Source organism: Pseudomonas sp. NY8896, assembly GCF_039634505.1.
Genome location: NZ_CP132350.1, coordinates 2,930,139 through 2,953,431, shown reverse-complemented (window position 1 = coordinate 2,953,431; position 23,293 = coordinate 2,930,139). Strand labels below are relative to the sequence as shown.

At 62.9% G+C, this 23,293-nt stretch carries 24 protein-coding genes and 2 tRNA genes; 14 read left to right on the top strand and 12 right to left on the bottom strand.

The genetic code is table 11. The annotated features are described in order from the left end of the window. Positions 1–16 precede the first annotated feature (16 nt). Entirely contained in the window at positions 17–382 is a 366-nt protein-coding gene (locus Q9451_RS13345; RefSeq protein ID WP_012273121.1) for a cupin domain-containing protein, read from the top strand. Here Q9451_RS13345 and feaR read toward each other — a convergent pair. The 3 genes from feaR to Q9451_RS13330 all read right to left on the bottom strand — a co-directional run bounded on the left by feaR (position 364) and on the right by Q9451_RS13330 (position 3,471). Further along, positions 364–1,308 carry a transcriptional regulator FeaR gene (gene feaR / locus Q9451_RS13340; protein WP_012273122.1) on the bottom strand — a complete coding sequence of 315 codons (945 nt, stop codon included), beginning with the start codon at positions 1,306–1,308 and terminating at the stop codon, positions 364–366. The genes Q9451_RS13345 and feaR overlap by 19 nt on opposite strands. Positions 1,309–1,421: 113 nt before the next feature. Next, entirely contained in the window at positions 1,422–1,994 is a 573-nt protein-coding gene (locus Q9451_RS13335; protein WP_012273123.1) for a DUF3156 family protein, read from the bottom strand. Continuing rightward, positions 1,975–3,471 carry an APC family permease gene (locus Q9451_RS13330; protein ID WP_345960944.1) on the bottom strand — a complete coding sequence of 499 codons (1,497 nt, stop codon included), beginning with the start codon at positions 3,469–3,471 and terminating at the stop codon, positions 1,975–1,977. Before Q9451_RS13330 ends, Q9451_RS13335 begins: the two co-directional genes overlap by 20 nt. A 376-nt stretch (positions 3,472–3,847) precedes the next feature. Between Q9451_RS13330 and Q9451_RS13325 the strand changes: the two genes are divergently transcribed. The 6 genes from Q9451_RS13325 to Q9451_RS13300 all read left to right on the top strand — a co-directional run bounded on the left by Q9451_RS13325 (position 3,848) and on the right by Q9451_RS13300 (position 11,327). Then, complete coding sequence (locus Q9451_RS13325; RefSeq protein WP_012273125.1) at positions 3,848–5,335, top strand: aldehyde dehydrogenase family protein; 1,488 nt, start codon at positions 3,848–3,850, stop codon at positions 5,333–5,335. A 178-nt stretch (positions 5,336–5,513) separates the two neighbouring features. Then, the gene (locus Q9451_RS13320) at positions 5,514–6,824 is read left to right on the top strand and encodes a hypothetical protein (RefSeq protein WP_012273126.1); all 1,311 of its coding nucleotides are present in this window, start codon (positions 5,514–5,516) and stop codon (positions 6,822–6,824) included. Positions 6,825–7,040: 216 nt separating this feature from the next. Beyond that, positions 7,041–8,258 carry a multidrug effflux MFS transporter gene (locus Q9451_RS13315; protein WP_012273127.1) on the top strand — a complete coding sequence of 406 codons (1,218 nt, stop codon included), beginning with the start codon at positions 7,041–7,043 and terminating at the stop codon, positions 8,256–8,258. Between the two features lie 125 nt (positions 8,259–8,383). Further along, positions 8,384–9,523, top strand: coding sequence for a tyramine oxidase subunit B (locus Q9451_RS13310; RefSeq protein WP_012273128.1), 1,140 nt, complete (start codon positions 8,384–8,386; stop codon positions 9,521–9,523). A gap of 32 nt (positions 9,524–9,555) precedes the next feature. Next, positions 9,556–9,978, top strand: coding sequence for a RidA family protein (locus Q9451_RS13305; protein ID WP_012273129.1), 423 nt, complete (start codon positions 9,556–9,558; stop codon positions 9,976–9,978). Positions 9,979–10,031: 53 nt separating this feature from the next. Further along, positions 10,032–11,327: an FAD-binding oxidoreductase gene (locus Q9451_RS13300; protein ID WP_012273130.1), complete on the top strand. Its 1,296-nt coding sequence runs from the start codon at positions 10,032–10,034 to the stop codon at positions 11,325–11,327. A 150-nt stretch (positions 11,328–11,477) separates the two neighbouring features. On the opposite strand, the gene Q9451_RS13295 is transcribed toward Q9451_RS13300, so the two are convergent. After that, on the bottom strand, positions 11,478–13,523 hold the full coding sequence (locus tag Q9451_RS13295) for a TonB-dependent receptor (RefSeq protein ID WP_012273131.1): 2,046 nt from the start codon (positions 13,521–13,523) through the stop codon (positions 11,478–11,480). A gap of 216 nt (positions 13,524–13,739) precedes the next feature. Here Q9451_RS13295 and Q9451_RS13290 point away from each other — a divergent pair, with 216 nt between their 5' ends. After that, on the top strand, positions 13,740–13,982 hold the full coding sequence (locus tag Q9451_RS13290) for a DUF1654 domain-containing protein (protein WP_012273132.1): 243 nt from the start codon (positions 13,740–13,742) through the stop codon (positions 13,980–13,982). Positions 13,983–13,988: 6 nt separating this feature from the next. Further along, on the top strand, positions 13,989–14,681 hold the full coding sequence (locus Q9451_RS13285) for an endonuclease I family protein (RefSeq protein WP_012273133.1): 693 nt from the start codon (positions 13,989–13,991) through the stop codon (positions 14,679–14,681). Between the two features lie 3 nt (positions 14,682–14,684). Here the strand turns inward: Q9451_RS13285 and Q9451_RS13280 are convergent, their stop codons facing one another. The 4 genes from Q9451_RS13280 to Q9451_RS13265 form a co-directional block, all read right to left on the bottom strand. Beyond that, positions 14,685–15,110 (bottom strand): hypothetical protein, encoded by a 426-nt coding sequence (locus Q9451_RS13280; protein WP_012273134.1) that lies wholly within the window; start codon positions 15,108–15,110, stop codon positions 14,685–14,687. A 97-nt stretch (positions 15,111–15,207) separates the two neighbouring features. Further along, positions 15,208–15,777: an SPOR domain-containing protein gene (locus Q9451_RS13275; protein ID WP_003250559.1), complete on the bottom strand. Its 570-nt coding sequence runs from the start codon at positions 15,775–15,777 to the stop codon at positions 15,208–15,210. A gap of 131 nt (positions 15,778–15,908) precedes the next feature. Next, positions 15,909–15,985: transfer RNA gene (locus tag Q9451_RS13270), tRNA-Val, on the bottom strand. A gap of 166 nt (positions 15,986–16,151) precedes the next feature. Beyond that, positions 16,152–16,228: transfer RNA gene (locus Q9451_RS13265), tRNA-Val, on the bottom strand. A 202-nt stretch (positions 16,229–16,430) separates the two neighbouring features. Between Q9451_RS13265 and Q9451_RS13260 the strand changes: the two genes are divergently transcribed. Then, positions 16,431–17,714 carry an FAD-binding oxidoreductase gene (locus Q9451_RS13260; RefSeq protein ID WP_012273135.1) on the top strand — a complete coding sequence of 428 codons (1,284 nt, stop codon included), beginning with the start codon at positions 16,431–16,433 and terminating at the stop codon, positions 17,712–17,714. A gap of 117 nt (positions 17,715–17,831) precedes the next feature. On the opposite strand, the gene Q9451_RS13255 is transcribed toward Q9451_RS13260, so the two are convergent. Beyond that, positions 17,832–18,566 carry a peptidase C39 family protein gene (locus tag Q9451_RS13255; RefSeq protein WP_012273136.1) on the bottom strand — a complete coding sequence of 245 codons (735 nt, stop codon included), beginning with the start codon at positions 18,564–18,566 and terminating at the stop codon, positions 17,832–17,834. A 166-nt stretch (positions 18,567–18,732) separates the two neighbouring features. On the opposite strand from Q9451_RS13255, the gene Q9451_RS13250 reads away from it, so the two are divergent. Then, complete coding sequence (locus tag Q9451_RS13250; protein WP_012273137.1) at positions 18,733–18,912, top strand: hypothetical protein; 180 nt, start codon at positions 18,733–18,735, stop codon at positions 18,910–18,912. Between the two features lie 69 nt (positions 18,913–18,981). Here Q9451_RS13250 and Q9451_RS13245 read toward each other — a convergent pair whose 3' ends face one another. Both Q9451_RS13245 and Q9451_RS13240 read right to left on the bottom strand, forming a co-directional pair. Further along, positions 18,982–19,734, bottom strand: a complete 753-nt coding sequence (locus tag Q9451_RS13245) for a TerC family protein (RefSeq protein WP_012273138.1) — start codon at positions 19,732–19,734, stop codon at positions 18,982–18,984. A 28-nt stretch (positions 19,735–19,762) separates the two neighbouring features. Continuing rightward, complete coding sequence (locus Q9451_RS13240) at positions 19,763–20,002, bottom strand: hypothetical protein (protein ID WP_012273139.1); 240 nt, start codon at positions 20,000–20,002, stop codon at positions 19,763–19,765. Between the two features lie 130 nt (positions 20,003–20,132). Between Q9451_RS13240 and nhaR the strand changes: the two genes are divergently transcribed. The 3 genes from nhaR to Q9451_RS13225 all read left to right on the top strand — a co-directional run bounded on the left by nhaR (position 20,133) and on the right by Q9451_RS13225 (position 23,045). Then, the gene (gene nhaR, locus Q9451_RS13235) at positions 20,133–21,026 is read left to right on the top strand and encodes a transcriptional activator NhaR (RefSeq protein ID WP_012273140.1); all 894 of its coding nucleotides are present in this window, start codon (positions 20,133–20,135) and stop codon (positions 21,024–21,026) included. Positions 21,027–21,097: 71 nt separating this feature from the next. Further along, positions 21,098–22,309 carry a serine/threonine transporter SstT gene (sstT, locus tag Q9451_RS13230; protein WP_012273141.1) on the top strand — a complete coding sequence of 404 codons (1,212 nt, stop codon included), beginning with the start codon at positions 21,098–21,100 and terminating at the stop codon, positions 22,307–22,309. 88 nt (positions 22,310–22,397) lie between these two features. Then, positions 22,398–23,045, top strand: a complete 648-nt coding sequence (locus tag Q9451_RS13225; protein ID WP_012273142.1) for a DUF480 domain-containing protein — start codon at positions 22,398–22,400, stop codon at positions 23,043–23,045. Positions 23,046–23,049: 4 nt separating this feature from the next. Here the strand turns inward: Q9451_RS13225 and Q9451_RS13220 are convergent, their stop codons facing one another. Beyond that, the gene (locus Q9451_RS13220; RefSeq protein ID WP_041166543.1) at positions 23,050–23,238 is read right to left on the bottom strand and encodes a hypothetical protein; all 189 of its coding nucleotides are present in this window, start codon (positions 23,236–23,238) and stop codon (positions 23,050–23,052) included. Positions 23,239–23,293: the final 55 nt, after the last annotated feature.

The following is a 23,293-nucleotide window of genomic DNA, read 5'->3' as shown; positions in this document are numbered from 1 at the left end:
ACCCTGGAGAACTGCCATGACCCTTACCGCCGCCAAGCAAGGCGTACAATTATCCGAACTCGATGCCTGGGGCAGCGTTGCCGATTTGGGCTCGGAAATACTCGAAGGCGACGTGAAAGCCTTTGGCAAGATGACCTACGGCGCGCCTGACGACGCGGTCAGCAGTGCTTATTTCGGCACTACGCGCGGCAAGTTCCGCATGGTCTACCCGTTCGACGAACAGGCCGTAATCGTGACCGGCGAAATCCAGCTGACCGATGAATCCACCGGCCAGGTCACCCGCTACAAGCCCGGTGATGCCTGGTTCGTGACCAAGGGCACCCCGGTGCTTTGGGAAGTGTTGAGCGATTCATTCGTCAAGCATTACCTGGCGGTGGCCTGAGCCCGGTAGTCCTTGGGCGAGCGTTCGAACTGCTTCTTGAACGAACGGCTGAAATGCGCCGAGTCGGTAAACCCCCACTTGTAGGCGATCGAGGTGATCGACTCGCCCTTGAAAAACGGGTTGGCCAGATCATCGGCGCTGCGCATCAGGCGCGCCCGCTGAATGTAGCGGCACACGCTGTCCCCCTCCTCCTCGAACAGCCGATACAGGTGGCGCACCGAGATGTTAAGGCGCCCGGCAAGGTTGGCTGGGGTCAGCCCAGGCTGTGACAGCGACTCGTCGATCACCTGTTGCACATAGCCACGCAGGTTGGCACCGCTCAATGCCCCAAGGTTGCCCGGCGCCTCGCCATTACGCTCGAAGCCCGGCTCCAGCAAGGCGATGAAGGCGGTCTGCAGCGCATCACCCTGGGCACCATCACCGCTGACGTTGCCGTCCTTGCACAGCTGGTCCATCAACACATGCAGCATGCGCCCGCAGGCGTTGCTCGACGATATCTTGCCGAACATCGGGCCGCTGCCCTGCACGTACTTGCGCACCTGCTCGCGCGACAGCGCCAGCGAGACATGCTCGATCAGGCCGCTAGGGGTGATTTCACAACGCCCGACCGAATCCATCAGCAGCAGCTCACCCGGCGCCAGGCTAACCTGCAGGCCACCCTGAGATACAGTGGAGTGACCCGCACGCTGGCTGACCAGAAAGCAATGCTGGTCATCGTCGAGCGTGGGGTTTTCGCCCAGCCGACGGATGTTGCCGGCATTGGTGCGCAGGTTGGCCAGCGGCAAGCCAGCGCGGGAAAAGGTGGAGACCTCGCCGATGAACAGCGAGTGATTGGACGCAAGCTCCGTCTCGAAACGGCCACAGATCTGTTGCATGGCCGTGGTCCAGCGTTCCAGCCCCTGACGGTTGGATTGTTGAGTATGCATGGCTGCCCTCGACGCAGGATTTGTTGTTATGCGCACATTGTTAACATGTTATCAATGCACGCACAACTGTCATCATTTGTCGTTAGACACAGCAAGGCATGTGCCAAGCTGCGTCAGAGGCTGGGGAGCAAACGGCTGAACTGAGCCAGGCTGGCCATCAGGTGCGCCCGCTGTTGCGGGCTGATAGGGATGTAGCGACGAAACGCCGGCATACGGTTGACCACTTCGCTGCCGCCCATGTGCTCCAGCGTCAGCAGCCATTGACCGTCGCGACAGGCCAGGCTCAGGCGCTTGAAATCCAGCGGCATCAGCGCCGCCACCAGCGCGGTCTGCTGCAGCAAGCGGTCGCGCAACTGAGCGAAGCGCGCCCGATCACCCTTGCGGTACACGCAGGCAAGGCCGGTACGGCGCAGCGCACCGGTATGGCGCAGCTCCAGGCTGACCTCGCCTTGTTGCGGGGCAGGCAACTGCAGCTGGAACTCACAGGTGACGATGTGCATCAGCAGGTGGGCCTCGACGCGTTCGTGCACCTTGGCCTGCCAGCCCTGAGCCGGGTCGTGGAGCACCCCCGCAACTGCAAGGTCCTGCTGCCCCAGGTTGCGCGCCAGGCACATCAGCGTCGCCCCTGGGCGGTAACCTGAAGGCGCCCGAGGCGCCAGCAGGTGCTCACGCAAACTTCTGATCATGCTGCAGGTGCTCCACGGCGTGGCCAGGTTCGGCGGCGAATTCTTTCTCAAGCACATCCTCGACCCGCGCCGGCTTGAACGGGTTGACCTTCTGCACGCACAGCGTCCAGAACAACGCGTAGGCCGCCGTAGCACCGAGCATGATGGCGAACGGCACGTAGACATCGGCGGGGTTCATGCCTGGCGGCGTGATGAACGCCATGCCGATCAGGATGCCGCTGCTCGAGAGGATCTGCGGCAGCGGGAACAGCGGCGAGCGGTAGGCACGCGGCAGGTCCGGGCGACGGATGCGCAAAATCACCACCGACAGCGTCACCAGCAGGTAGGCGGTGCTCCAGGCGCACACGGCGGCCAGCACCAGGTGCAGGATGTTGTCCGGGTTGCCACCCAGGTACCAGGCATGCAGGCAAGGGATCAACGCCACCACCAGAATGCACAGCAGCGGCGTCTTGAAGCGCGGGTGCAGGTAGGTGAACACCTTGGGCAACGCGCCGTCGACCGCCATGCCATAGAGAATGCGCGGTACGCCGGCCATCAGTGTGTTGATGGTCGCCGCACCGGCGAACAGGAATCCGATACCAAGCCACACCGGGCCGATGTCGCCCATCACCTGCTCGGCGAAGCGCGGGATGGCCATGGGCGTGTCCAGCAGGTGCACGCCACTGGCGGCATCCAGTACCACGTTTTCCACCTGGCGCTTCATCGCCGCACCGTAGATGAACATGCAACTGGCAACGCCGAACAGGCCCAGCGCCATGGCCCGTGGCAGCACCCAGGCCGAGCGTCGCAGCTCGGGCGCCAGCGGCGTGACGAACTCGCAGCCGACGAACATGAACATGGCCATGCCGACCAACGACAGGATGGTCATCAGGTCGGTGCCCACCAGCGACACGCCGAACGGGCCGTCCAGCTCCACCGCAGGTGCTGCGATCAGGCCCAGCACGCCGAACACCATCAAGGTGGTCCACATGCCGAAGGTCAGCACCACTTCGGCGCGGCTGAACGCGCTGACGCCAAAGGCATTGAGCACCGCGAACGCCACCACGAAACACACCCCCAGCAACCACGAACCACCGGCTGACTCTGCCAGGGTGTTGAGGTGCTCGAAGTTCACCAGCGCCATCACCCCCGACAGGATGGTTTCGGCGATACCGGCGAACACATGCACGATCAGGTAGGCCGACAGTGTGCCGGTGATGGCGAAGAAGCGGCCCATGCCGCAGTTGATGTAGTCGTACACCGAGCCCGTGGTCGGCAGGATCGACGCGGCCTCGGCAAAGGTGGTGGATTGCGCCAGCATCATCAGTGCGGCAATGACCATGGCCACAGCGAAGGCGCTGCCGCCGATGCCAAAGCCCATGGTTGCGGTGAGGATCACCGGGCTGGCCATGATCAGCCCGACGGTGCTGGCCAGTGCGGTGGGGAAACCGACCGTGCCGCGGTTGAGGTGCTCGGTGAGCTTGTTATTGAGTGACATCGTTATGCCCCGGCTTGTTTTTGTGGCGTTGAACGAGTGATTACTGTGCGCTGCAGGTGGCATGCCGTCTTGCCGATGGCTGCCGCCGGGCTTGTTGCTGCCTGCCAGCAATCAGCTCCAGAGCCTGGCGATGCCCCTGTAGGAGCGGCCTTGTGTCGCGATCGGGCCGCAAAGCGGCCCCGGCGATATTGGCTGTGATGCAAAAAACGGGGGCTGCTGCGCAGCCCGATCGCGACACAAGGCCGCTCCTACAAGGGATCGCGCAAGGCTGACTCATCGCTTGGCAGCCACAGTCATGCCCCTGTCACGCAGGCACAAGAACCGCTCTGCCCCGCTCACTAAGCTGCAAGCTTTGGCCACCTGCCCCGGAGTTTGCATGAGCGACATCACCCTCCTACCTGCCGTCACGGCCTTCCTGGCCCGCGAGCATGGCGTGTTCATCCACGGCCAGCACCTCGCCAGCCAGTCGTCGTCGACAATCGCCGTGGTCAACCCAGCCAACGGCCAGACCATCGCCCACATCGCCGACGCCAACCAGGCCGATGTCGACCATGCCGTCAGCTCCTCGCGCCAAGGCTTTGCCACCTGGTCGCACACCAGCCCCGCCGCCCGCGCGGCGGTGCTGTTCAAGCTGGCCGACCTGCTGGAAGCCCACCGCGAAGAGCTGGCGCAGCTGGAAACTGTGCAGTCCGGCAAACTGATTGGTATCTCCCGCGCCTTCGAAGTAGAGCAGGCCGCGCACTTCCTGCGCTACTACGCCGGCTGGGCCACCAAGATCACCGGCCAGACCATCACCCCGTCGCTGCCCTCGTTCGCCGGTGAGCGCTACAGTGCCTTCACCCTGCGCGAGCCGATCGGCGTGGTGGTGGGCATCGTGCCGTGGAACTTCGCCACCATGATCGCCATCTGGAAGCTGGCCTCGGCCCTGACCACCGGCTGCAGCATCATCCTCAAGCCGAGTGAATTTACCCCACTGACGCTGCTGCGCATCGCCGAACTGGCCACACAAGCCGGCCTGCCGGCCGGGGCGCTGAACGTGCTGACCGGTGGCGGCCTGGTGGGCAAGGCACTGATCGAGCACGCCGGTACCGACAAAGTTTCATTCACCGGCTCGGTCCCAACCGGCATCGCCGTCGGCCAGGCTGCCATGGGTGCCAAGCTGACCCGGGCGACACTGGAACTGGGTGGCAAGAATGCGGTGGCCTTCCTGCCCGACGTGGCAACCGACAAGGCCGTGGACGGCATCATCGAAGCCGGCTTCCTGCACTCGGGGCAAATCTGCGCGGCTGGCGAACGCTTCTACGTGCACCGTTCGCGCATCGACCCGTTGCTGGACGCGCTGTCCCAGCGCCTGGGCCAACTGAAGATCGGCTCGCCGCTGGACGAATCCACTCAGTTCGGCCCGGTGGCCAACAAGCCACACCAGCAGAAGCTGGCGGAACTGTTCGCCACTGCGCGCGCCGAAGGTAGCCAAATCATCCATGGCGGCAAGCTGGGCGACGGCCCCGGTTGCTTTGTCGAACCTACGGTAATCCTCGCCAGGTCGGCCAACGACACCCTGCTCAACCAGGAAACCTTTGGCCCGGTGGCGACCTTCCTGCCGTATGACGACGAAGACGAGCTGCTGCAGTTGATGAACGCCTCGCCCTACGGCCTCAGTGCCAGCCTGTGGACCAACGACCTGGGCAAGGCCATGCGCATGATCCCGCAAATCCAGGCCGGCACCCTGTGGGTGAACATGCACACACTACTCGACCCGGCTGTGCCGTTTGGTGGCATCAAGGCATCCGGCGTTGGCCGCGAGTTCGGCTCGGCGTTCATCGATGACTTCACCGAACTCAAGTCGGTGATGATTCGCTACTGACCACACCCCTTGGCCAAGGCGTGCAAACGCCTTGGCAGCCACGAACAAGACCCCGCCCTACCGCACACGCCCTAATAGGCCATCGCCGCCAACCGCGATGGCCCCTCGCCAGACCGAGGGTGCCCCCGAACAACAAGGGCCGCCTTGCAGGCGGCCGAGAAAAACGAGGGATGTGCAAATGGTCAAACCACAGACGCTGTCCAGCCTGGCACTGGCAACCTTGCTGGCCAGCCAGGCCGCGCCGGCCGTTGAGCTGTACGCCGACGAGGACAGCCACCTGAACGCCGACATGCTGGCGGTATGGGGCATGTTCAATAGCCGCAAGAACTACGACGGCACCACGGGCGGCTCGACCTGGCGCGAAGGCTTCATCAAGTATGGCCTCAGCGGTGACCAGGGCCTGGCCGGCAACGGCACGCTGTATGGCAGCCTGAACTGGGTAAGCTCGGCCACCTGGGGCGACGGCGATGCGGCCGGCAATACCGATGGTTCGGAACGCACCACCAAGATCGAGGACGCCTTCCTGGGTTGGCGCTCAGGCGATCTGTTCCCGGTATTGGGCAAGGATGGCGTGGACCTTTCCGCAGGCCGCCAGACCATTCGCCTGGGCAGTGGTTTCCTGATCAACGACGACGGCCCGAACCTCGGTAATGGCGTGGCCGACGGCGCCCTCGATCGGGGTGGTGCCTACTATCTGGCCGCCCGCCATGCCTTCGACCGCACCGCCATGCTGCGCCTGGGTGGCAGCGATGGCCTGCATGGCAGCCTGCTGTGGCTGAAATCCGACAACCGCGCCCAGGCCGAAACCGAACTGGCCGCTGGCACGCTGGACTACACCCACGCCCTGGGCACTTTGGGGCTGACCTGGATTCACGGCATCGACGTTGCCGACCAGTGGGCCAGCGAGTTCCAGAAAGCCCGCGAAGGCATGGACGTGTACAGCGTGCGCGGCGAAGGCAGCGCCGGCATCGACAATGCCAGCTTTGCCTTTGAATACGCTTGGCAGGACAAGACCGACGGCCCCGAGCAAGCCTGGTACCTGCAGGCCGGCTACACCTTCGCCGACCTGCCCTGGGCACCGTCGATCACCTACCGCTACACCCGCTACTCAGCCGGCTGGGACTCGCTGTTCAGCGGTTTGTCCTCCGGTTATGGCACCTGGTTCCAGGGCGAAGTCGCCGCCAACTACGCCGGCCCGTTCAACAGCAATACCGGCATCCACCATGTGGGCGTGAAGGCGACGCCGTTGGAAAACCTCACGGTTGGCGCGCTGTACTTCGATTTCGACACCGTACGCACCCGCGATAGCCTCAACCTCGATGCCAGGGAGCTGGACCTGTATGTGGAATGGGCAGTCAACGACCACCTGATCATCAGCCCGCTGGTGGGCCTGTACCAGCCACGCAAGGATGAAAGCAACGGTGGCAATCAGGTCGGCGGCAACGGCACCAACGTGTACAGCCAGCTGACCGTGGCCGTGCCGTTCTAAAGCAACCACTAAAGGCTTTCGGAATACCCGTGGGAGCGGGCATGCCCGCGAAGAAGGCGACTCGGTGTATGGCACCGGCTTTGCCGGTGTTCGCGGGCATGCCCGCTCCCACAGGGATGGGTGACTGACCTCCAGAAGCGTTTGACCTTCTCTGATTGGGCAAATAAGATTCGCCAACCTACCGATCGGTAGGCGAAAAAACAGACAGAGAAGACCATGCACGCAGATCCCTCTCCCCCAATACGTTTCAGCTTCGCCCTGGGCCTCGGCCTGATTGGCGCACTCGGCCCTTCCGCCGTCGACATGTACCTGTCGAGCCTGCCGGAAATCGCCAGCCACTATCAGGCCAGTTTCACGCGTGTGCAGCTGACGCTGACCTTCTTCCTGCTGGCCATGGGCGCCGGCCAGCTGATCTTCGGCCCCATCGTCGACGCCTATGGCCGGCGCAAACCGCTGCTGGCCGGCCTGCTGCTGTTCATCCTCTGCTCACTCGGCGCAGCCGCGGCCCCCAGCCTCGACACCCTGATCATGCTGCGCTTCTTCCAGGGGCTGGGCAGCGCGCTGACCCTGGTCGTGATCATGAGCATGGTGCGTGATGTGAGCCAGGGCGTTGCCGCGACCAAACTGTTCGCCCTGCTGATGACCATCGAAGGTGTGGCACCGATCCTGGCACCGGCTCTGGGCGGCGTGATCGACGCGCATTTCGGCTGGCGCGCGGTGATGTTGGTACTCGCCGGCATGGGGCTGGCGGTGCTGCTCAACAGCCTGCTGAACCTGCCGGAAACCCTGCCCCCGGGCAAACGCGAACCGCTGCGCCTGGGCCACGCCTGCCGTACCTACCTGGCCATTCTGGCCGACCGCCGCTTCCTGCGCCCGACCCTGGCAGTGGCCGCGGTGTTCTTCTTCCTGTTCGCCTACATCGGCGGTGCCACCCTGGTGTACCAGGCCCACTACGACCTGAGCGCCCAGGCCTTCGGCCTGCTGTTCGGCGCTACCGGGGTATCGATCCTGTTTGGCGCCATGGCCGCCAGCCGCCTGATCAGCCACCTGGGCTTGAATACCCTGACCCGCCTGGGCGTGCTATGCATGGCTGGCGGCGCCTGCATCAGCCTGCTCGGTGCGCTGACCGGCCTGGGGCTGCCGGGTGTGGCTGGCGGCATGGTGGTGGCGCTGTTCGGCCTGGGCATAGCCGAATCGACGCTGATGTCGCTGGTCATGGCCTCGCAAGACAAGGCGTTGGGCTCCACCGCAGCGCTGCTGGGCGCTATCCAGCTGTCTGCATCTGCCGGCGCAGCCCCGTTGGCCGCCGTGGTGCTCGACCACGGCCCGACCGCCTGGGCCGCGCTGCTGGCCCTGTGCACCTTGGTGGTGTGCCTGCTGACCGCTCTCAGCCTGCGCGATACCCCCGCCAGCTTCTCGCTCGCTGGCCATTGAAGCCCTGGCACTGACGGTCAACTCGGCTGGCAGGCAGGCACAAGACGACCTACCAGTCGTTAGCGAAACTGGCTGCCTCGATACCAACAATAAATCCGATGGCAGCCAGCCCTGCGAGACCCGCTATGACCCTCGATACCAGAATTGACTTCATCTACCTGTCCGAGCAGGACATGATCCGCGCCGGCGTCACCGACATGCCCGCCTGTGTCGACACCATGGAAGAAATGTTCGGCTTGCTGTACCAGGGCGACTACCGCATGGCCGGCCCGAACAGCGACTCGCACGGTGCGATGATCACCTTCCCCGAGCACTCGCCCTTCCCCAATATGCCCAAGCCCACCGCCGACCGGCGCATGATGGCGATGCCAGCCTACCTCGGCGGCAACTTCCAGACCGCCGGCGCCAAGTGGTACGGCTCGAACATCGCCAACCGCGAGAAAGGCCTGCCCCGCTCGATCCTGATGTTCACCCTCAACGATGCCGACACTGGCGCGCCACTGGCGCACATGTCGGCCAACCTGCTGTCGGCCTACCGTACCGGCGCCATCCCAGGCGTAGGTGCCCGCCACCTGGCGCGCAAGGACGCCAAGGTCATCGGCCTGGCCGGCCCGGGGGTGATGGGCAAAACCACGGTCGCCGCGTTCATGGCTGTCTGCCCACTGATCGACACCATCAAGATCAAGGGCCGCGGCCAGAAAAACCTGGATGCCTTCGTCGCCTGGGTCAAAGCCAGCTTCCCGCAAATCGTCAACGTGCAGGTGGTTGAAACCCTGGAAGAGGTGGTACGCGGCTCCGACCTGGTCACCTACTGCAGCTCGGGCGAAGTGGGCGACCCCAGCCAGTATCCCCTGGTGCGTCGCGAATGGGTCAAGCCTGGCGCATTCCTGGCGATGCCAGCCCCGTGCAGCATCGATGCCGGCATGGAGCAGGACGACGTGCGCAAGGTGGTCGACAACACCGGCCTTTACGAGGCCTGGTTCGAAGAACTGCCCAAGCCTGCGCATAACCACGTGCCGCTGGTGGGCGTGCGTTTCATGGACATGATTCACGAAGGCAAGCTGGCCGCCGAGCAGGTGGAAGACATCGGCAAGATCATCAGCGGCGACGCACCAGGGCGTCTGCATGACGACGAAATCATCCTGATGTCGGTGGGCGGCATGCCTGTCGAGGATGTGGCCTGGGGCACCGTGGTGTACCGCAAGGCGCTGGAGCAAGGCATCGGCGTGAAGCTCAACCTTTGGGAAACCCCCGTTCTCAGCTGATTCACCCATTACCGGACAACGAGGCAAAACCCATGACACAGATCACCAAACTGAAAACCGGCTCCAAATTCGAAGACATGGCCAGCTACTCCCGCCTGGTGGCGGTGGACAACTGGATTCACGTTTCCAACACCGCCGGGCGCAACCCGCAGACCCAGCTGATCCCGGAGGACGTGATCGAACAGACCCACCAGGTGTTCGCCAATATCGAAACCGCCTTGGCCGCGGTCGATGCCAGCCTGGCCGACGTCATCAATTCGCGGGTATTCATTCAGGACCCGGCCGATGTGCCGCAGGTCATGGACGTGATCGGCCAGAAGTTCCGCGGCATCGACCCGGCCACCACGGTCACCTGCCCGCCGTTGGGCTCCACCGTGTACAAGGTCGAGCTGGAAGTCACTGCCTACCGCGGTGCGGGGCAAGCGCAAGTGACCCTGATCCGCCTTGGCCAGTAAAACCGCTGGCTGCCGCTGAGCACTCCTCTGCCCGAACCACAATGAGTAAAGCCATGTCTCCCACGATCGCCCCCGTGCAAACCAGCACCCGCCACCCCGCCGCCACGACTGTGGTAATCATCGGTGGCGGCATCATCGGCCTGACTGCCGCACTGACGCTCGCCGAGCGCAACATACCGGTGGTGGTGCTGGAAAAGGGGCGCATCGCTGGCGAGCAGTCGTCGCGCAACCTGGGCTGGGTGCGCAAGACCAACCGTCACGCCCACGACATCCCCCTGGCACTGGCGGCCGACCGGCTGTGGGCCGAGATGCCAGCGCGCGTAGGCAGCGACGTTGGCTATCGCCAGGCGGGCATCATGTTCATCGGCCGCAACGACACGCAGATGGGCATGCATGAAGGCTGGCTTAAAAGTGTCGAGGCGCTGGGCCTTGATTCGCGCCTGCTGAGCGCGCGTGAAATCGCCCAGAAAGTGCCGGGTGGTCGGGCGGATTGGGCAGGCGGCATCTTCACACCCTCCGATGCCCGCGCAGAACCGACGCTGGCCGCCAGCGCCATCGCCGGTGCGGCCATTGCCAAAGGCGCGGTGGTGGTGGAGAACTGCGCGGTGCGTACGCTGGTCACCGCAACCGGCCGTATCAGCGGGGTGGTCACCGAGCAAGGCGAAATCCGCTGCGACCAGGTATTGCTGGCCGGTGGCCTATGGTCGCGCAAGTTCCTCGGCAACCTGGGCATCAACCTGCCGACCTTGCCGCTGACCTGTTCCGTGCTGCGCACCGAGCCAATGGACGGGCCTACCGATATCGCCGTCGGCGCACCGGACTTTTCGTTTCGCAAGCACAAGGACGGCGGTTACATCATCACCCAGCGCGGCGCACTGGATGCTTTCCTCACCCTCGACCACCTGCTGCTGGGCAAGCGTTACCTGCCCCAGCTGCGTGCGCAGCGGGACTTTTTGCGCATCAGCTTTGGCAAATACTTCTTCAAGGACCTGGCCCTGGCCCGGCGTTGGAAAGCCACGGATGTGACCCCTTTCGAGCGCGTAAGGGTACAAGACCCACACGCCAACCCAGCACTCAACGACGAGGCCATGCGCAACCTCAAAGCGGCCTGGCCGGTATTCGAACAGGCACGCATCGCCAGCGCCTGGGCTGGCACGATTGACGTCACCCCCGACTCCAACCCGGTAATCGGCCCGGTGGCCAGCATCCCAGGCCTGACCCTGGCCACCGGTTTTTCCGGGCATGGCTTCGGCACCTCGCCCGCTGCCGGCCAGTTGGCGGCGGACCTGGTATCCCAGGCTGCACCCCTGATTGACCCAAGCCCTTACCGCTTCGAGCGCTTCGCCTGAACTAACACGCCAGGGTGGATGAACGTGCTGTACTCGGTGTACAGCCTACCCAATGGTGCCCTGGGCGCCAGTCCCGAAGGGAGATAGAGGGGGCGCTTCGCGCCCCCAGCATCATCGCCGCGTGGAGCGACACCCAAGATGGCCACAAAGCTATCTGAACTGGTACTCCAACCCCGCCCCCGCATACCACGATCGCCCAGGCGCTGCCTCGTAATAACGCCCGTTGCTGTCGCCAACGATCACCGACCCCACATACTGCCGGTCGAACAGGTTGTCCAAACGCACCAGTTGATGGAACGTCCAGGGCCCGACGTGCTGTTCGAAACGCGTCCGCCAGTTGAATACGGCATACGCAGGTGCCGGTTTGGCGTTGTTGCTGTCGTCCACATACACCTTGCTGCGGTATTGCCCTTCTACCCCCATGCTGACCGACGGAACGGGTTTCCACACCAGCTCGCCATACAGGTTGTCGAGCGGCACACCCGGCAGCCGGTTGCCACGTTCGATGGCCGAACTGACATCTTCGGCATAGCGCGCATCGGTGCGGGTGTACACCACCGTGGTCTGCCATTGCTCGCCCAGGTCACTCTGCAGGCTCGCCTCGAAACCGCGTCTTGTCGTGCGCCCTGCATTGCGATAACTGGTGCGGCCAGCCGTAGCGTTGGCAACGACGATTTCGTCATCGGTTTGAATTTCATACACCGCCGCATTCAAGCGCGTGCGTTCGCCCAGGCGATACTTCACACCCACTTCATACTGCATGCTGGTGGCAGGTTTGAGCCCGAAGTTGAAACGTTCGACCTCACCCGGCGCATAGGCCATTTCGGCCTGCGTGGGGGTTTCGAAACCTTTACCAACGCTTGCGTAGCCGCGCAGGTCGGGGGTGAACGCATACATCACCGACAGCGACGGGGTGGCCTGCTGGTACGTCTTCGAACCACTCGAATCACCGTTGGCCAGGTAATGGTCATCGACGCGCATTTTCATGGTGCTGTAGCGCAGCCCCAGTTCGCTGGTCCAGTTGCCGATTTCCCAGTGCGCCTGCAGGTAGGGGTCCAGGCTGGTGGCCGTGTCCTGCTCGTCGCGGCGCAGTTCGCCCTTGACGCCCAACTGGTCGCCGCTGAAGTTCTGGTAGCCGCGGCGGTCATCCGTGCTCTGGTCGTAATCGGCGCCGACGGTGAACGTGAGGTTACCGGGCACCTCGACAACCGGCTGGATCCAGCGCAGGGTGCCGCCGTGGAATTCGCGGTCGAAGTCAACGACTCCGCCACCACGCTGCACGTTTGAAGGTGCTTTTTCTGATATGGACAGGTACTGCACAACACTGCGTCGCCCCGCGTACAGGTTGAACTGCAATGTGGCATCACCGAAATAGCGCTCGTAGTTCATGCCCAGCTGTTGATGATCGATGCTTTTACGCGTGTTGTATTTCTCTGCCTCGACCGCGGTAGAACGAGGGTCGTGCTTGTAGGCATCCCACTTCTGCCCCAGCGGGTCCTGCGTGTCGTTCTGCTCCAGGCTGCTGTAGATCAGCGCCATGCGCGAGTCGTCGTCGGGCTTGAAATTGACCTTGGCGAACGTCTGGTCGCGGCGTGCTGCACTGTGGTCGCGGTAACCATCGGTGTCCATGCGCGAGGCATCCAGCACGAAACCGGCGGTGTCGTTACCGCCCTCGGCGGACAGGTGATTCTTGTTGAAGCCGTCACTGCCGAACGTGGTTTCAGCGCCAACGCGGGCCGGGCCCTGCCCGTCGCGGGTGAACATCTGGATCACGCCACCGGCGTTGCTGCCATACAACGTCGCAGCCGGGCCACGCAGCACCTCGATGCGCTCGGCCACGTCCAGGTTCAGCGTGGCTGCCTGCCCTTGCCCGTCGGGGGTACTGGCAGGAATACCATCGCTCAGCAACTTGATACCGCGCACACCGAACGCTGAACGGGCACCGTAGCCCCGTGAGGAAATCTGCAGGTCCTGGGCATAGTTCTGCCGGTTCTGCACCACCAGGCCGGGCACCTTGCTCAGCACTTCCGACAGGTTGACGCCAAGCTGGCCATCAGTGCCGTGGGACAGGTCAACGGTATCGACCGAAAACGGCAGGTCAAAGCTGCTGGTGGGCGTGTAGGCGCCGGTAACCACCAGCGGATCCATGACGACGACATCGGGCGAATGGGCCCTGGCAACGCTATTGGCGCTCATGCCGCCTGCAAACAGCAGGGCCAGGCTTGTAGATGAGGGAACACGAAAAAGAAATCGATACATGCGCAGCTTCCGGAAATTGCCGGTATTACACCAGACCAGCAGCGCCAGCGCGAACGCCAAGACGGGTTAACGCTGGATTTCCTCTGGCAAGCTGTTGCGATTTTACTTACAGTGAAATACTGTATGCACATACAGCAAAATAAGGAATTCCCTGTGTCCAGCACCGCCTCTGCCACCCCGAGCAGCTATGAACAGCTGGGTGTACGCATCCAGAAGATCATCAACAGCCCCACCGCCCAGCGCAGCCGTGCGGCGCTGATCTTCCGCCTGGAACAGGAAAGCCCGGATGACTGGGAGACGCTGCTCGAGGAAATCGCCGAGAACGACAACGTCACCCTCGCCCACCGGGACGATGGCGGCGTGCAGATTTTCTGGACCGTGCCGAAGGAAGACTGACCACGCATGAGAGTTTCGCTTTTCGCTGCAACCTGCCTGCTGCTGACCGCCCCCTTTGTTCAAGCCGACGCCCCGCGTACCTTCCAGGAGGCCAAGAAGGTCGCCTGGAAGCTGTATGCGCCGCAATCGACCGAGTTTTATTGCGGCTGCAAATACAAGGGCAACAAGGTCGACCTGGCGTCCTGTGGCTATGCCCCGCGCAAGAATGCCCAGCGCGCCTCGCGCATCGAATGGGAGCACATCGTACCGGCATGGCAGATCGGCCATCAGCGCCAGTGCTGGCAGGCCGGCGGGCGCAAGCAGTGCGCGCAGCATGACGACGTGTACAAGCGCGCCGAAGCTGACCTGCACAACCTGGTGCCCAGCATCGGCGAGGTCAACGGCGACCGCAGCAATTTCAGTTTCGGCTGGCTGCCCGAACAACGCGGCCAGTACGGCCGTTGCCTGACCCAGGTCGACTTCAAGGCCAAGAAGGTGATGCCGCGCCCTTCGATCCGCGGCATGATCGCGCGCACCTACTTCTACATGAGCCAGCAGTACAACCTGCGGTTGTCCAGCCAGGACCGCCAGCTGTTCGAGGCCTGGAACAAGACCTACCCGCCGCAAGCCTGGGAGCAGCAACGCAACCAGCGAGTGGCCTGCGTGATGGGGCGGGGCAACGCGTTTGTCGGGCCGGTCAACCTCAAGGCCTGTGGCTGAGCCTCACACCAGCGCCTGCAAGTAGGCGCTGGCTTCCCGATAGCGGGCCAGCCGCGCCAGGTCAGCGGGGCTTGGGCAGGGAATGCGTGAGAGGTCACTGTTGTCGGCCAGGTCGGCCAGCTTGACGGTGCGCGCCAGCGGGTCATCGCCCAGGCGCACCACGAAGTCCTGGTAGGCCTCGCCCTCGCGGCGGCTTAGCGCCAGCAACGCGGCAAGGATTTTCAGCGCGAAGCCCTCGCGCGCCAGGTCGGACAGGGTCAGCGGGGTATCTTCGATCACATCGTGAAGCACCGCGACAATCCGTTGCTCGGGCGTGGCAACCCGCATCATCACGCGTAACGGGTGGAGGATATAAGCCGCCCCACCCTTGTCGTATTGCCCTTCATGCGCCCTGGCGGCCACGGCAATGGCCCGCTCCAGTGTAGACATGAGGCCCTCCCCGTCTGGCATCTCCCAACCCAAGCATAGCCAAACTTGTGTGAACAATGTCTAGTACAGGCCAGGCCGCCAACACTTCGGCATAGGCTTAGCGTGCTGCGCCGTGCTGAATGACCACCGAATCGGTACCCAGCTTGGCCATCACCTCGTCCCGGCGCGCCTGGGCCTCTTCGCGGGTCGGGAACGGCCCCATCAGCACCACCGGCTTGCCGTCGCGGTACTCCACCGAAGATGGGATGCCCTTCTCGATCAGCCGTGCGGTCATGTCGCTCAGCGCGCCCATGTTGGCGCCCTGCACCACTTCCACATCCCAACCCTGGGGCGCCGGCTGGTCGGCGAGCGCTTCGGCACGTCGCTGCAGGTCGGCACCGCCGCAAAGCTCGCGGATACGCAGGTTGTTGCCGGTGTCGTCGACGATGATGTCGTACTGGCCATCGCGCTTGATCGCCACATAGCTGCGATAGGCTTCGTATTGCCCGGCATCGTCCTTGCCGCGGACCTGGCCGCAAATGGTGCCCTGGGTGTCGATCCGTACGTTGCCGAACTTGGCAGTCTTGGGGTTGTGCAAGTGTTCGGCCACCTGCTTGTGCACGCCTTCGACCTCGTTCTCACAGCCCGCCAGGGCGAGCACTGCCATTACCACAGCCAGTTTGCGCACGCGTGTACCTCCAGATTCGAAGGGGCGGATTCTAGCATGGCGGGCCATACCCGAACCGCGACCAAACGTTACACGCTGCTTCGTGCGCAAATGAAAAAAGGGCGATCATTGCTGATCGCCCTTTTTCGATTTGGTAGGCACAATTGGACTCGAACCAACGACCCCCACCATGTCAAGGTGGTGCTCTAACCAACTGAGCTATGTGCCTGTCGTGTGGTGCGCATATTAGTGATCGAATGCGTACCTGTAAAGCTTTTTTTGATAAAAATCAAAAACTTTCGGGGTTCGTGCACGAGGAGTCTATATGCGACTCGGGCCGGTCGCGAGCCCAATGAAAAAAGGGGTGACCCTTGCGGATCACCCCTTCTTCGATTTGGTAGGCACAATTGGACTCGAACCAACGACCCCCACCATGTCAAGGTGGTGCTCTAACCAACTGAGCTATGTGCCTGTCGTGTGGTGCGCATTCTACGCATTCCAAAAACCCTGTCAACACTTTTTTTCGCGCTAAGCTACTGAATCTTAAACTCTTTATATAAGGACGGCCGACAAGCGCCCCGTAAAGGATTTTCACCAGACGACTAGCGGGTGTTTATTATTATTGATAGCATCGGTACATTCGTTAAAAATATAAAACACGAGGTTCCTGCAGCATGGCTAACACCCCCTACCCCCAGTCCTACTACGCCGCCTCGGCCAACCCGGTGCCGCCACGTCCGGCGCTGCAGGGTGAGGTGGAAACCGATGTATGCATCATCGGCGCCGGCTACACCGGCCTGTCCAGCGCCCTGTTCCTGCTCGAGAACGGCTTCAAGGTGAGCATCGTCGAAGCGGCCAAGGTCGGCTTCGGCGCGTCGGGCCGCAACGGCGGCCAGATCGTCAACAGCTATAGCCGCGACATCGACGTCATCGAACGCACCGTTGGCCCCAAGCAGGCGCAACTGCTGGGCCATATGGCCTTCGAAGGCGGCCGCATCATTCGTGAGCGCGTGGCCAAATACAACATCCAGTGCGACCTGAAAGACGGTGGCGTGTTCGCCGCCATCACCAGCAAGCAGATGGGCCACCTGGAGTCGCAAAAGCGCCTGTGGGAACGTTTTGGCCACAATCAGCTGGAGCTGATGGACCAGAAGCGCATCCGCGAAGTGGTTGCCTGTGACAGTTACGTCGGCGGCATGCTCGACATGAGCGGCGGCCACATCCACCCATTGAACCTGGCCTTGGGCGAAGCGGCTGCAGTCGAGTCGCTGGGTGGCATCATCTATGAACAAACCCCGGCGGTACGCATCGAACGTGGTGCCAACCCGGTCGTTCACACCCCGCAGGGCAAAGTCCGCGCCAAGTTCATCATCGTTGCCGGCAACGCCTACCTGGGCAACCTGGTGCCAGAGCTGGCCGCCAAGTCCATGCCATGCGGCACCCAGGTGATCACCACCGAGCCGCTGGGCGAAGAACTGGCACGCACCCTGCTGCCGCAGGACTACTGCGTCGAGGACTGCAACTACCTGCTCGACTACTACCGCCTGACCAGCGACAAGCGCCTGATCTTCGGCGGTGGCGTGGTGTACGGCGCGCGTGACCCGGCGAACATCGAGGCGATCATCCGTCCGAAGATGCTCAAGGCCTTCCCGCAGCTGAAGAACGTGAAGATCGATTACGCCTGGACCGGCAACTTCCTGCTGACCCTGTCGCGCCTGCCACAGGTTGGCCGTATCGGCGACAACATCTATTACTCGCAGGGTTGCTCGGGCCACGGCGTGACCTACACCCACCTGGCGGGCAAGGTACTGGCCGAAGCCCTGCGCGGCCAGGCGGAGCGTTTCGACGCCTTCGCCGGCCTGCCGCACTACCCATTCCCGGGTGGCCAGATGCTGCGCGTGCCGTTCAGCGCCATCGGTGCCTGGTACTACAGCCTGCGCGATCGTCTGGGCTTCTGATGTAAACAGGCCTGACCCTATCGCCGGCAAGCCTGCCCCCACAGGAACCGCACCATTTTCGAATGTGCAATTTCTGTGGGGGCAGGCTTGTCGGCGATAGGGCCGGTTCAGGCCATATCATTTGTTCAGGCTATTCACCGCCTGTTTCGCTGCAACTTCCTGCCCCGCCTTGACCAGCTCATCGGCAGCCATCAACCAGCGCTGGCGATCCACCTGGGCCGGCAATTGTCGCGGTGGCTGCACCAGCACCGCCCAGCTCCCCTGCTTCGCCCACGCCGAGGCAAACTCATCGAATGCCATCACCTGCCGCCGGTGCATGCCCGAGCGCAACAACACCCGTTGCTTGTAACGGTCATAACCGATCAGCACCGCATAACGCGGCTCACCCCACCAGGCCGAACCTTCCTCGTAACGCAGCAGCACTGGGTTGCCCGCCGCCACTTGGGTCAACAGCGCGTCCAGTTGTTTGTCCAGCGGGTACACCACCATGCCGTAGTCCCGCGCCACGCGGGGGATACCGGTATCCAGCGCTTCGGCGCCCTGGGGCAGGTTCAACGGTTTGTCCAGAAGCCCCGGTGTGATCGGAGCCCCCTGTTGCGACAGCACGGCCGCCAGTGCCATAGCCCCGCTGTGGTTGGCGTTGCCACGGTAGAACGGCACGCTGCTGATCTCCACTCGCTGAGGCAAGCCCTTGAGGTTGGCAGGCGGTGCGCTGGCACAACCGGCCAGGGTGGCAGCCATCAGACAGGCGGCCAGCAGCCGTCGGTAGGCGGTTTTGACGGAATGTTGCTCCATGGACACTCGCTTTTTCCAACGCCAGGCAGGCAGCGCCCGGCTCTGGCCACCGATCATAGGTCCGACAGCGGCGCGGGTATAGTCCGACAACGGCTTAGAGCGAATCGGCCCCAGAGATAGACCTTTGTTCGATGGAACGTCACAGGCGAAGGGCTAGACTAAAGCAGTGTCTGGAAGGCAAGCGCTGGCCAATCGAAGGCTTGCCGTAGAGATGGAGGCACAGATGAGCCTGACCATGGCAATTCTCATGCTGGTAGGCATGTGGCTAAGCGTTGCAGCCGCCATGCTGTGGGGTGTACTGCGCATTGTGCGGCGTCATGCACAACATCACCACCTGCCACCGCAGCCCCTGGCCAAGCCACAGCCAATAAGGCGGGCGCGGCGGCATGCCGGGGTGCACTGACCTCAAAATTTACTAAAGCCCATTCGCGGGCTTGCCGGCGAATGGGGCGCAATGCGCCCCGCTTTTATATCAACCTTCAGCTGCCTCACGCTTCAAACGCGCCCGACGCGCCAGGATGTTGAGGATCTCGATAGCCGTCGAGAACGCCATGGCGGCATACACATAACCCTTCGGTACATGAGCGCCAAACCCTCCGGCGATCAGCGTCATACCGATCATGATCAGGAAGCCCAGGGCCAGCATCACGACGGTCGGGTTGTCGTTGATGAAGTTGGCCAGCGGGTCGGCGGCCACCATCATTACGATCACCGCAGTGATCACGGCAATGATCATGATCGGCAGGTGCTCGGTCATACCCACGGCGGTGATGATGCTGTCGACCGAGAAGACGATGTCCAGCAGCAGGATCTGGAAGATTGCCGCAGCAAAGCCCAGGGTAACGGTCGAGCCAACCTTGGCTTCTTCCTTGGCACCGTGCGGGTCGACGCTTTCGTGAATCTCCTTGGTCGCCTTCCACAGCAGGAACAGGCCACCGGCAATCAGGATCACATCCTTCCACGAGAAGGCGTTGCCGAACACTTCGAACACCGGGTCGGTCAACTGGACGATCCAGGCCACCGTGCTGAGCAAGGCCAGGCGCATGACCAAGGCCATGCTGATGCCGATACGCCGTGCCTTGGAGCGGTACTCCACCGGCAGCTTGTTGGTCAGGATCGAGATGAAGATCAGGTTGTCGATACCCAGTACAACTTCCATGGCCACCAGCGTAGCCAGGGCAACCCAGGCGGTAGGGCTAGCGGCGAGTTCCAGCAAATATTCCATCGTTCAGATCCTGCAGCGGCGGTTGGGGTCAAATGTCCTGGGTTTGTTCTTTTTTCTCGGCATCCTTGGGCTTCTGCCCTTCGCTGCCGATGGCATCGCTCAACGCCTGCTGGGCAGCCTTGTTGGTATCGTCGATGGCCTGCTTGGCCGACTGCGCGGCCTGGTCGAGCATCTGCTGGGCAGATTTCTCGGCCTGGTCGCAACCTGCCAGGGTGAACAGGGCCAAGGCCAGCACCAACGGGGTGCCGATGGATTTGAGTTGCAGCATGGTGTCCTCGCTTGAAAATTCCGGCGGCGCATGGCGCCTGATGCCGTGCATTCTAGAGACGCCGATAGTTCAGTAAAATTCGTATTTTCATTACGTATACTTCGGTTTTTACGAATCGGGACGACCAACGGTGCTCAACTATCGCCAGCTGCATTACTTCTGGGCCGTGGCCAAGACTGGCAGCATCACCCGTGCCAGCCAACAGCTGAACCTCACACCGCAAACCATCAGCGGGCAGATCACCCTGTTCGAGCAAACCTACGGCCTGGAACTGTTCCAGCGCGCCGGACGCCAGCTTGAGCTGACCGAAACCGGCCGCCAGGCGCTGGTGTACGCCGAGCAGATGTTCCAGATCGGCGGCGAGCTGGAAGCCCTGCTGCGGGCCGGCCCCCAAGAGCAGATCCTGTTCCGCGTTGGGGTAGCCGACGTGGTCCCCAAATCCATCGTCTACCGCTTGCTGGCACCTACCATGGAACTGGACGAGGTGCTGCGCATCAACTGCCGCGAAGACAAACTTGAACGGCTGCTGGCAGACCTGGCCATCCAGCGCCTGGACCTTGTGATTTCCGACAGCCCCATGCCCAGCCACCTGGACATCAAAGGTTACAGCCAGAAGCTCGGCGAATGCGGGCTGAGCTTTTTCGCCACCCCTGCACTGGCGCAACGGCTGGACGGCCCTTTTCCGGCCTGCTTGCAGGATGCGCCGCTGCTTGTTCCAGGCCAGGAAACCGTGGTGCGCAGCCGCCTGCTGCGGTGGCTGGGCGAACAGCAGGTGCAGCCTCGGATCGTGGGGGAGTTCGATGACAGTGCCTTGATGCAGGCGTTCGGGCAGTCGGGTAGCGGCATTTTCGTTGCCCCCAGCGTTATCGCCGAGGAGGTGTGCCGCCAGTATGGCGTGCAGTTGATCGGCCAGACCGAAGCCGTACACGAGTCGTTCTATGCCATTTCGGTGGAGCGCAAGGTCAAGCACCCAGGGATCGTGGCGATTACCGAGGGGGCGCGGCGGGAGTTGTTTCATTGGTGAGGCGCTCGGAGCAGCCCTACAAGCCGCTATGGTAAAGTCCGCCCTTTCCAGATTCCGAGATACCGCTGCACATGACCCCCCTCCTCCGTTTCCTCAACCGCACCAGCCTGGTCACGCAGATCGTCATCGGTTTGCTCGCCGGCATCGCCCTTGCGCTGCTGGCACCTGCCATCGCCTGCGACCTGGCTTTCCTCGGCAAGGTATTCGTCAGCGCCCTGAAAGCGGTTGCGCCCGTGCTGGTGTTCATCCTGGTCATGGCTTCGATCGCCAACCATCGTCACGGCCAGGAAACCCACATTCGCCCGATCCTCTGGTTGTACCTGCTGGGCACCTTTGCCGCAGCGGTGGTGGCCGTGGTCGCCAGCATGCTGTTCCCGTCGCACCTGGTGCTGAGCACGGGCGAGGCCACGCTGAGCGCACCAGGCGGCATTACCGAGGTGATGCAGAACCTGGTGCTGAGCGCGGTCGACAACCCGGTCAATGCCCTGCTCAACGCCAACTTCATCGGCATACTCACCTGGGCCATCGGCTTGGGCGTGGCCCTGCGTCATGCCGGCGAAACCACCCGTACCGTAGTAGACGACCTGTCCAATGGCGTGACCTTGATCGTGCGCATGGTCATCCGTTTCGCCCCGCTGGGCATCTTTGGGCTGGTCAGCTCCACCCTGGCCCAGTCAGGCCTGAACGCGCTGCTCGGCTACCTGCACCTGCTGGCGGTACTGATCGGCTGCATGCTGTTCGTGGCGCTGGTGATGAACCCACTCATCGTGTTCTGGAAGATCCGCCGCAACCCTTACCCACTGACGCTGCTGTGCCTGCGCGAAAGCGGCATTACCGCATTCTTCACCCGCAGCTCGGCCGCCAACATTCCGGTCAACCTGGCATTGTCGGAACGCCTTGGCCTGCATGAAGACACCTATTCGGTGTCGATCCCGCTGGGCGCGACCATCAACATGGCCGGTGCGGCGATCACCATTACCGTACTGACCCTGGCCGCCGTGCATACCTTGGGCATCCCGGTGGACCTGCCAACTGCCGTGCTGCTCAGCGTGGTGGCGGCGGTGTGCGCCTGCGGTGCCTCGGGCGTGGCTGGGGGCTCGCTGCTACTGATTCCACTGGCATGCAGCCTGTTTGGCATCCCCAGCGAAATTGCCATGCAGGTGGTGGCGGTAGGCTTCATTATCGGCGTGCTGCAGGATTCGGCCGAAACGGCGCTGAATTCTTCGACCGATGTGCTGTTCACTGCGGCGGCGTGCCTGGCCGAAGAGCGGCGCAACCCTTGAGATTGCCGGGGCCGCTGTGCGGCCCCAATTGCCTTACACGTTGGCATTACCTACCCTAGTGGCCTTTCCTCAGCAACGAGACAGGGCCATGTCAGAACACGAAACCGCAGGTGAAGGCCGCTTCAACAGCATCGAGATCCGCGTTCTCGGCTCGCTGATCGAAAAGCAGGCCACCAGCCCGGAAAGCTACCCGCTGACCCTCAATGCCCTGGTCCTGGCCTGCAACCAGAAGACCAGCCGCGAACCTGTGATGAACCTCACCCAAGGCCAGGTTGGCCAAGCCCTGCGTGCGCTTGAAGGGCAGGACCTGACCCGCTTGCAGATGGGCAGCCGTGCCGACCGCTGGGAACAGCGGGTAGACAAGGCACTGGAGCTGGTGCCCGCACAGCTGGTACTGATGGGCCTGATGTTCCTGCGCGGCCCGCAAACGCTCAACGAACTGCTGACCCGCAGCAACCGCCTGCACGACTTCGACGACACCGAGCAGATTCAGCATCAGCTGGAGCGCCTGATCTCGCGGGACCTGGCCTTGCACCTACCGCGTCAGGCCGGCCAGCGTGAGGACCGCTACACCCACGCCTTGGGCGACCCGGCGGAAATCGAGGCGATCCTCGCTGCACGCCAGCAGGAAGGTGGCGCACGCAGCAGTGGCGCCAGTGTGTCGGAAGAACGCATCGAAGCCCTCGAAGCACGCATTGCAGCGCTGGAAGCACGGCTGGCCGAGCTGGAAGGCTGAGCCTTCACGGCTCGGGGTCGGGGAAGTTGCGGCAGCTCTTGCGCTCGGCCAGCTCCCGGTCACTGGGGCGCTGGTCGACGAACACGGTGCGCCCGTCGGCGTAGATTTCCAGGTAGCCCCAGTGCAGGTCCTGCTCTTTCTGCCCGGGCTTGGGGGGGACTAGCCACCAGGGTTCGCGGCTGATCAGGGTCATGTTCAAGCTCCTGAGGGTGTCTGCACTAATCATAGACACCCTCAGTTTCTGCTTT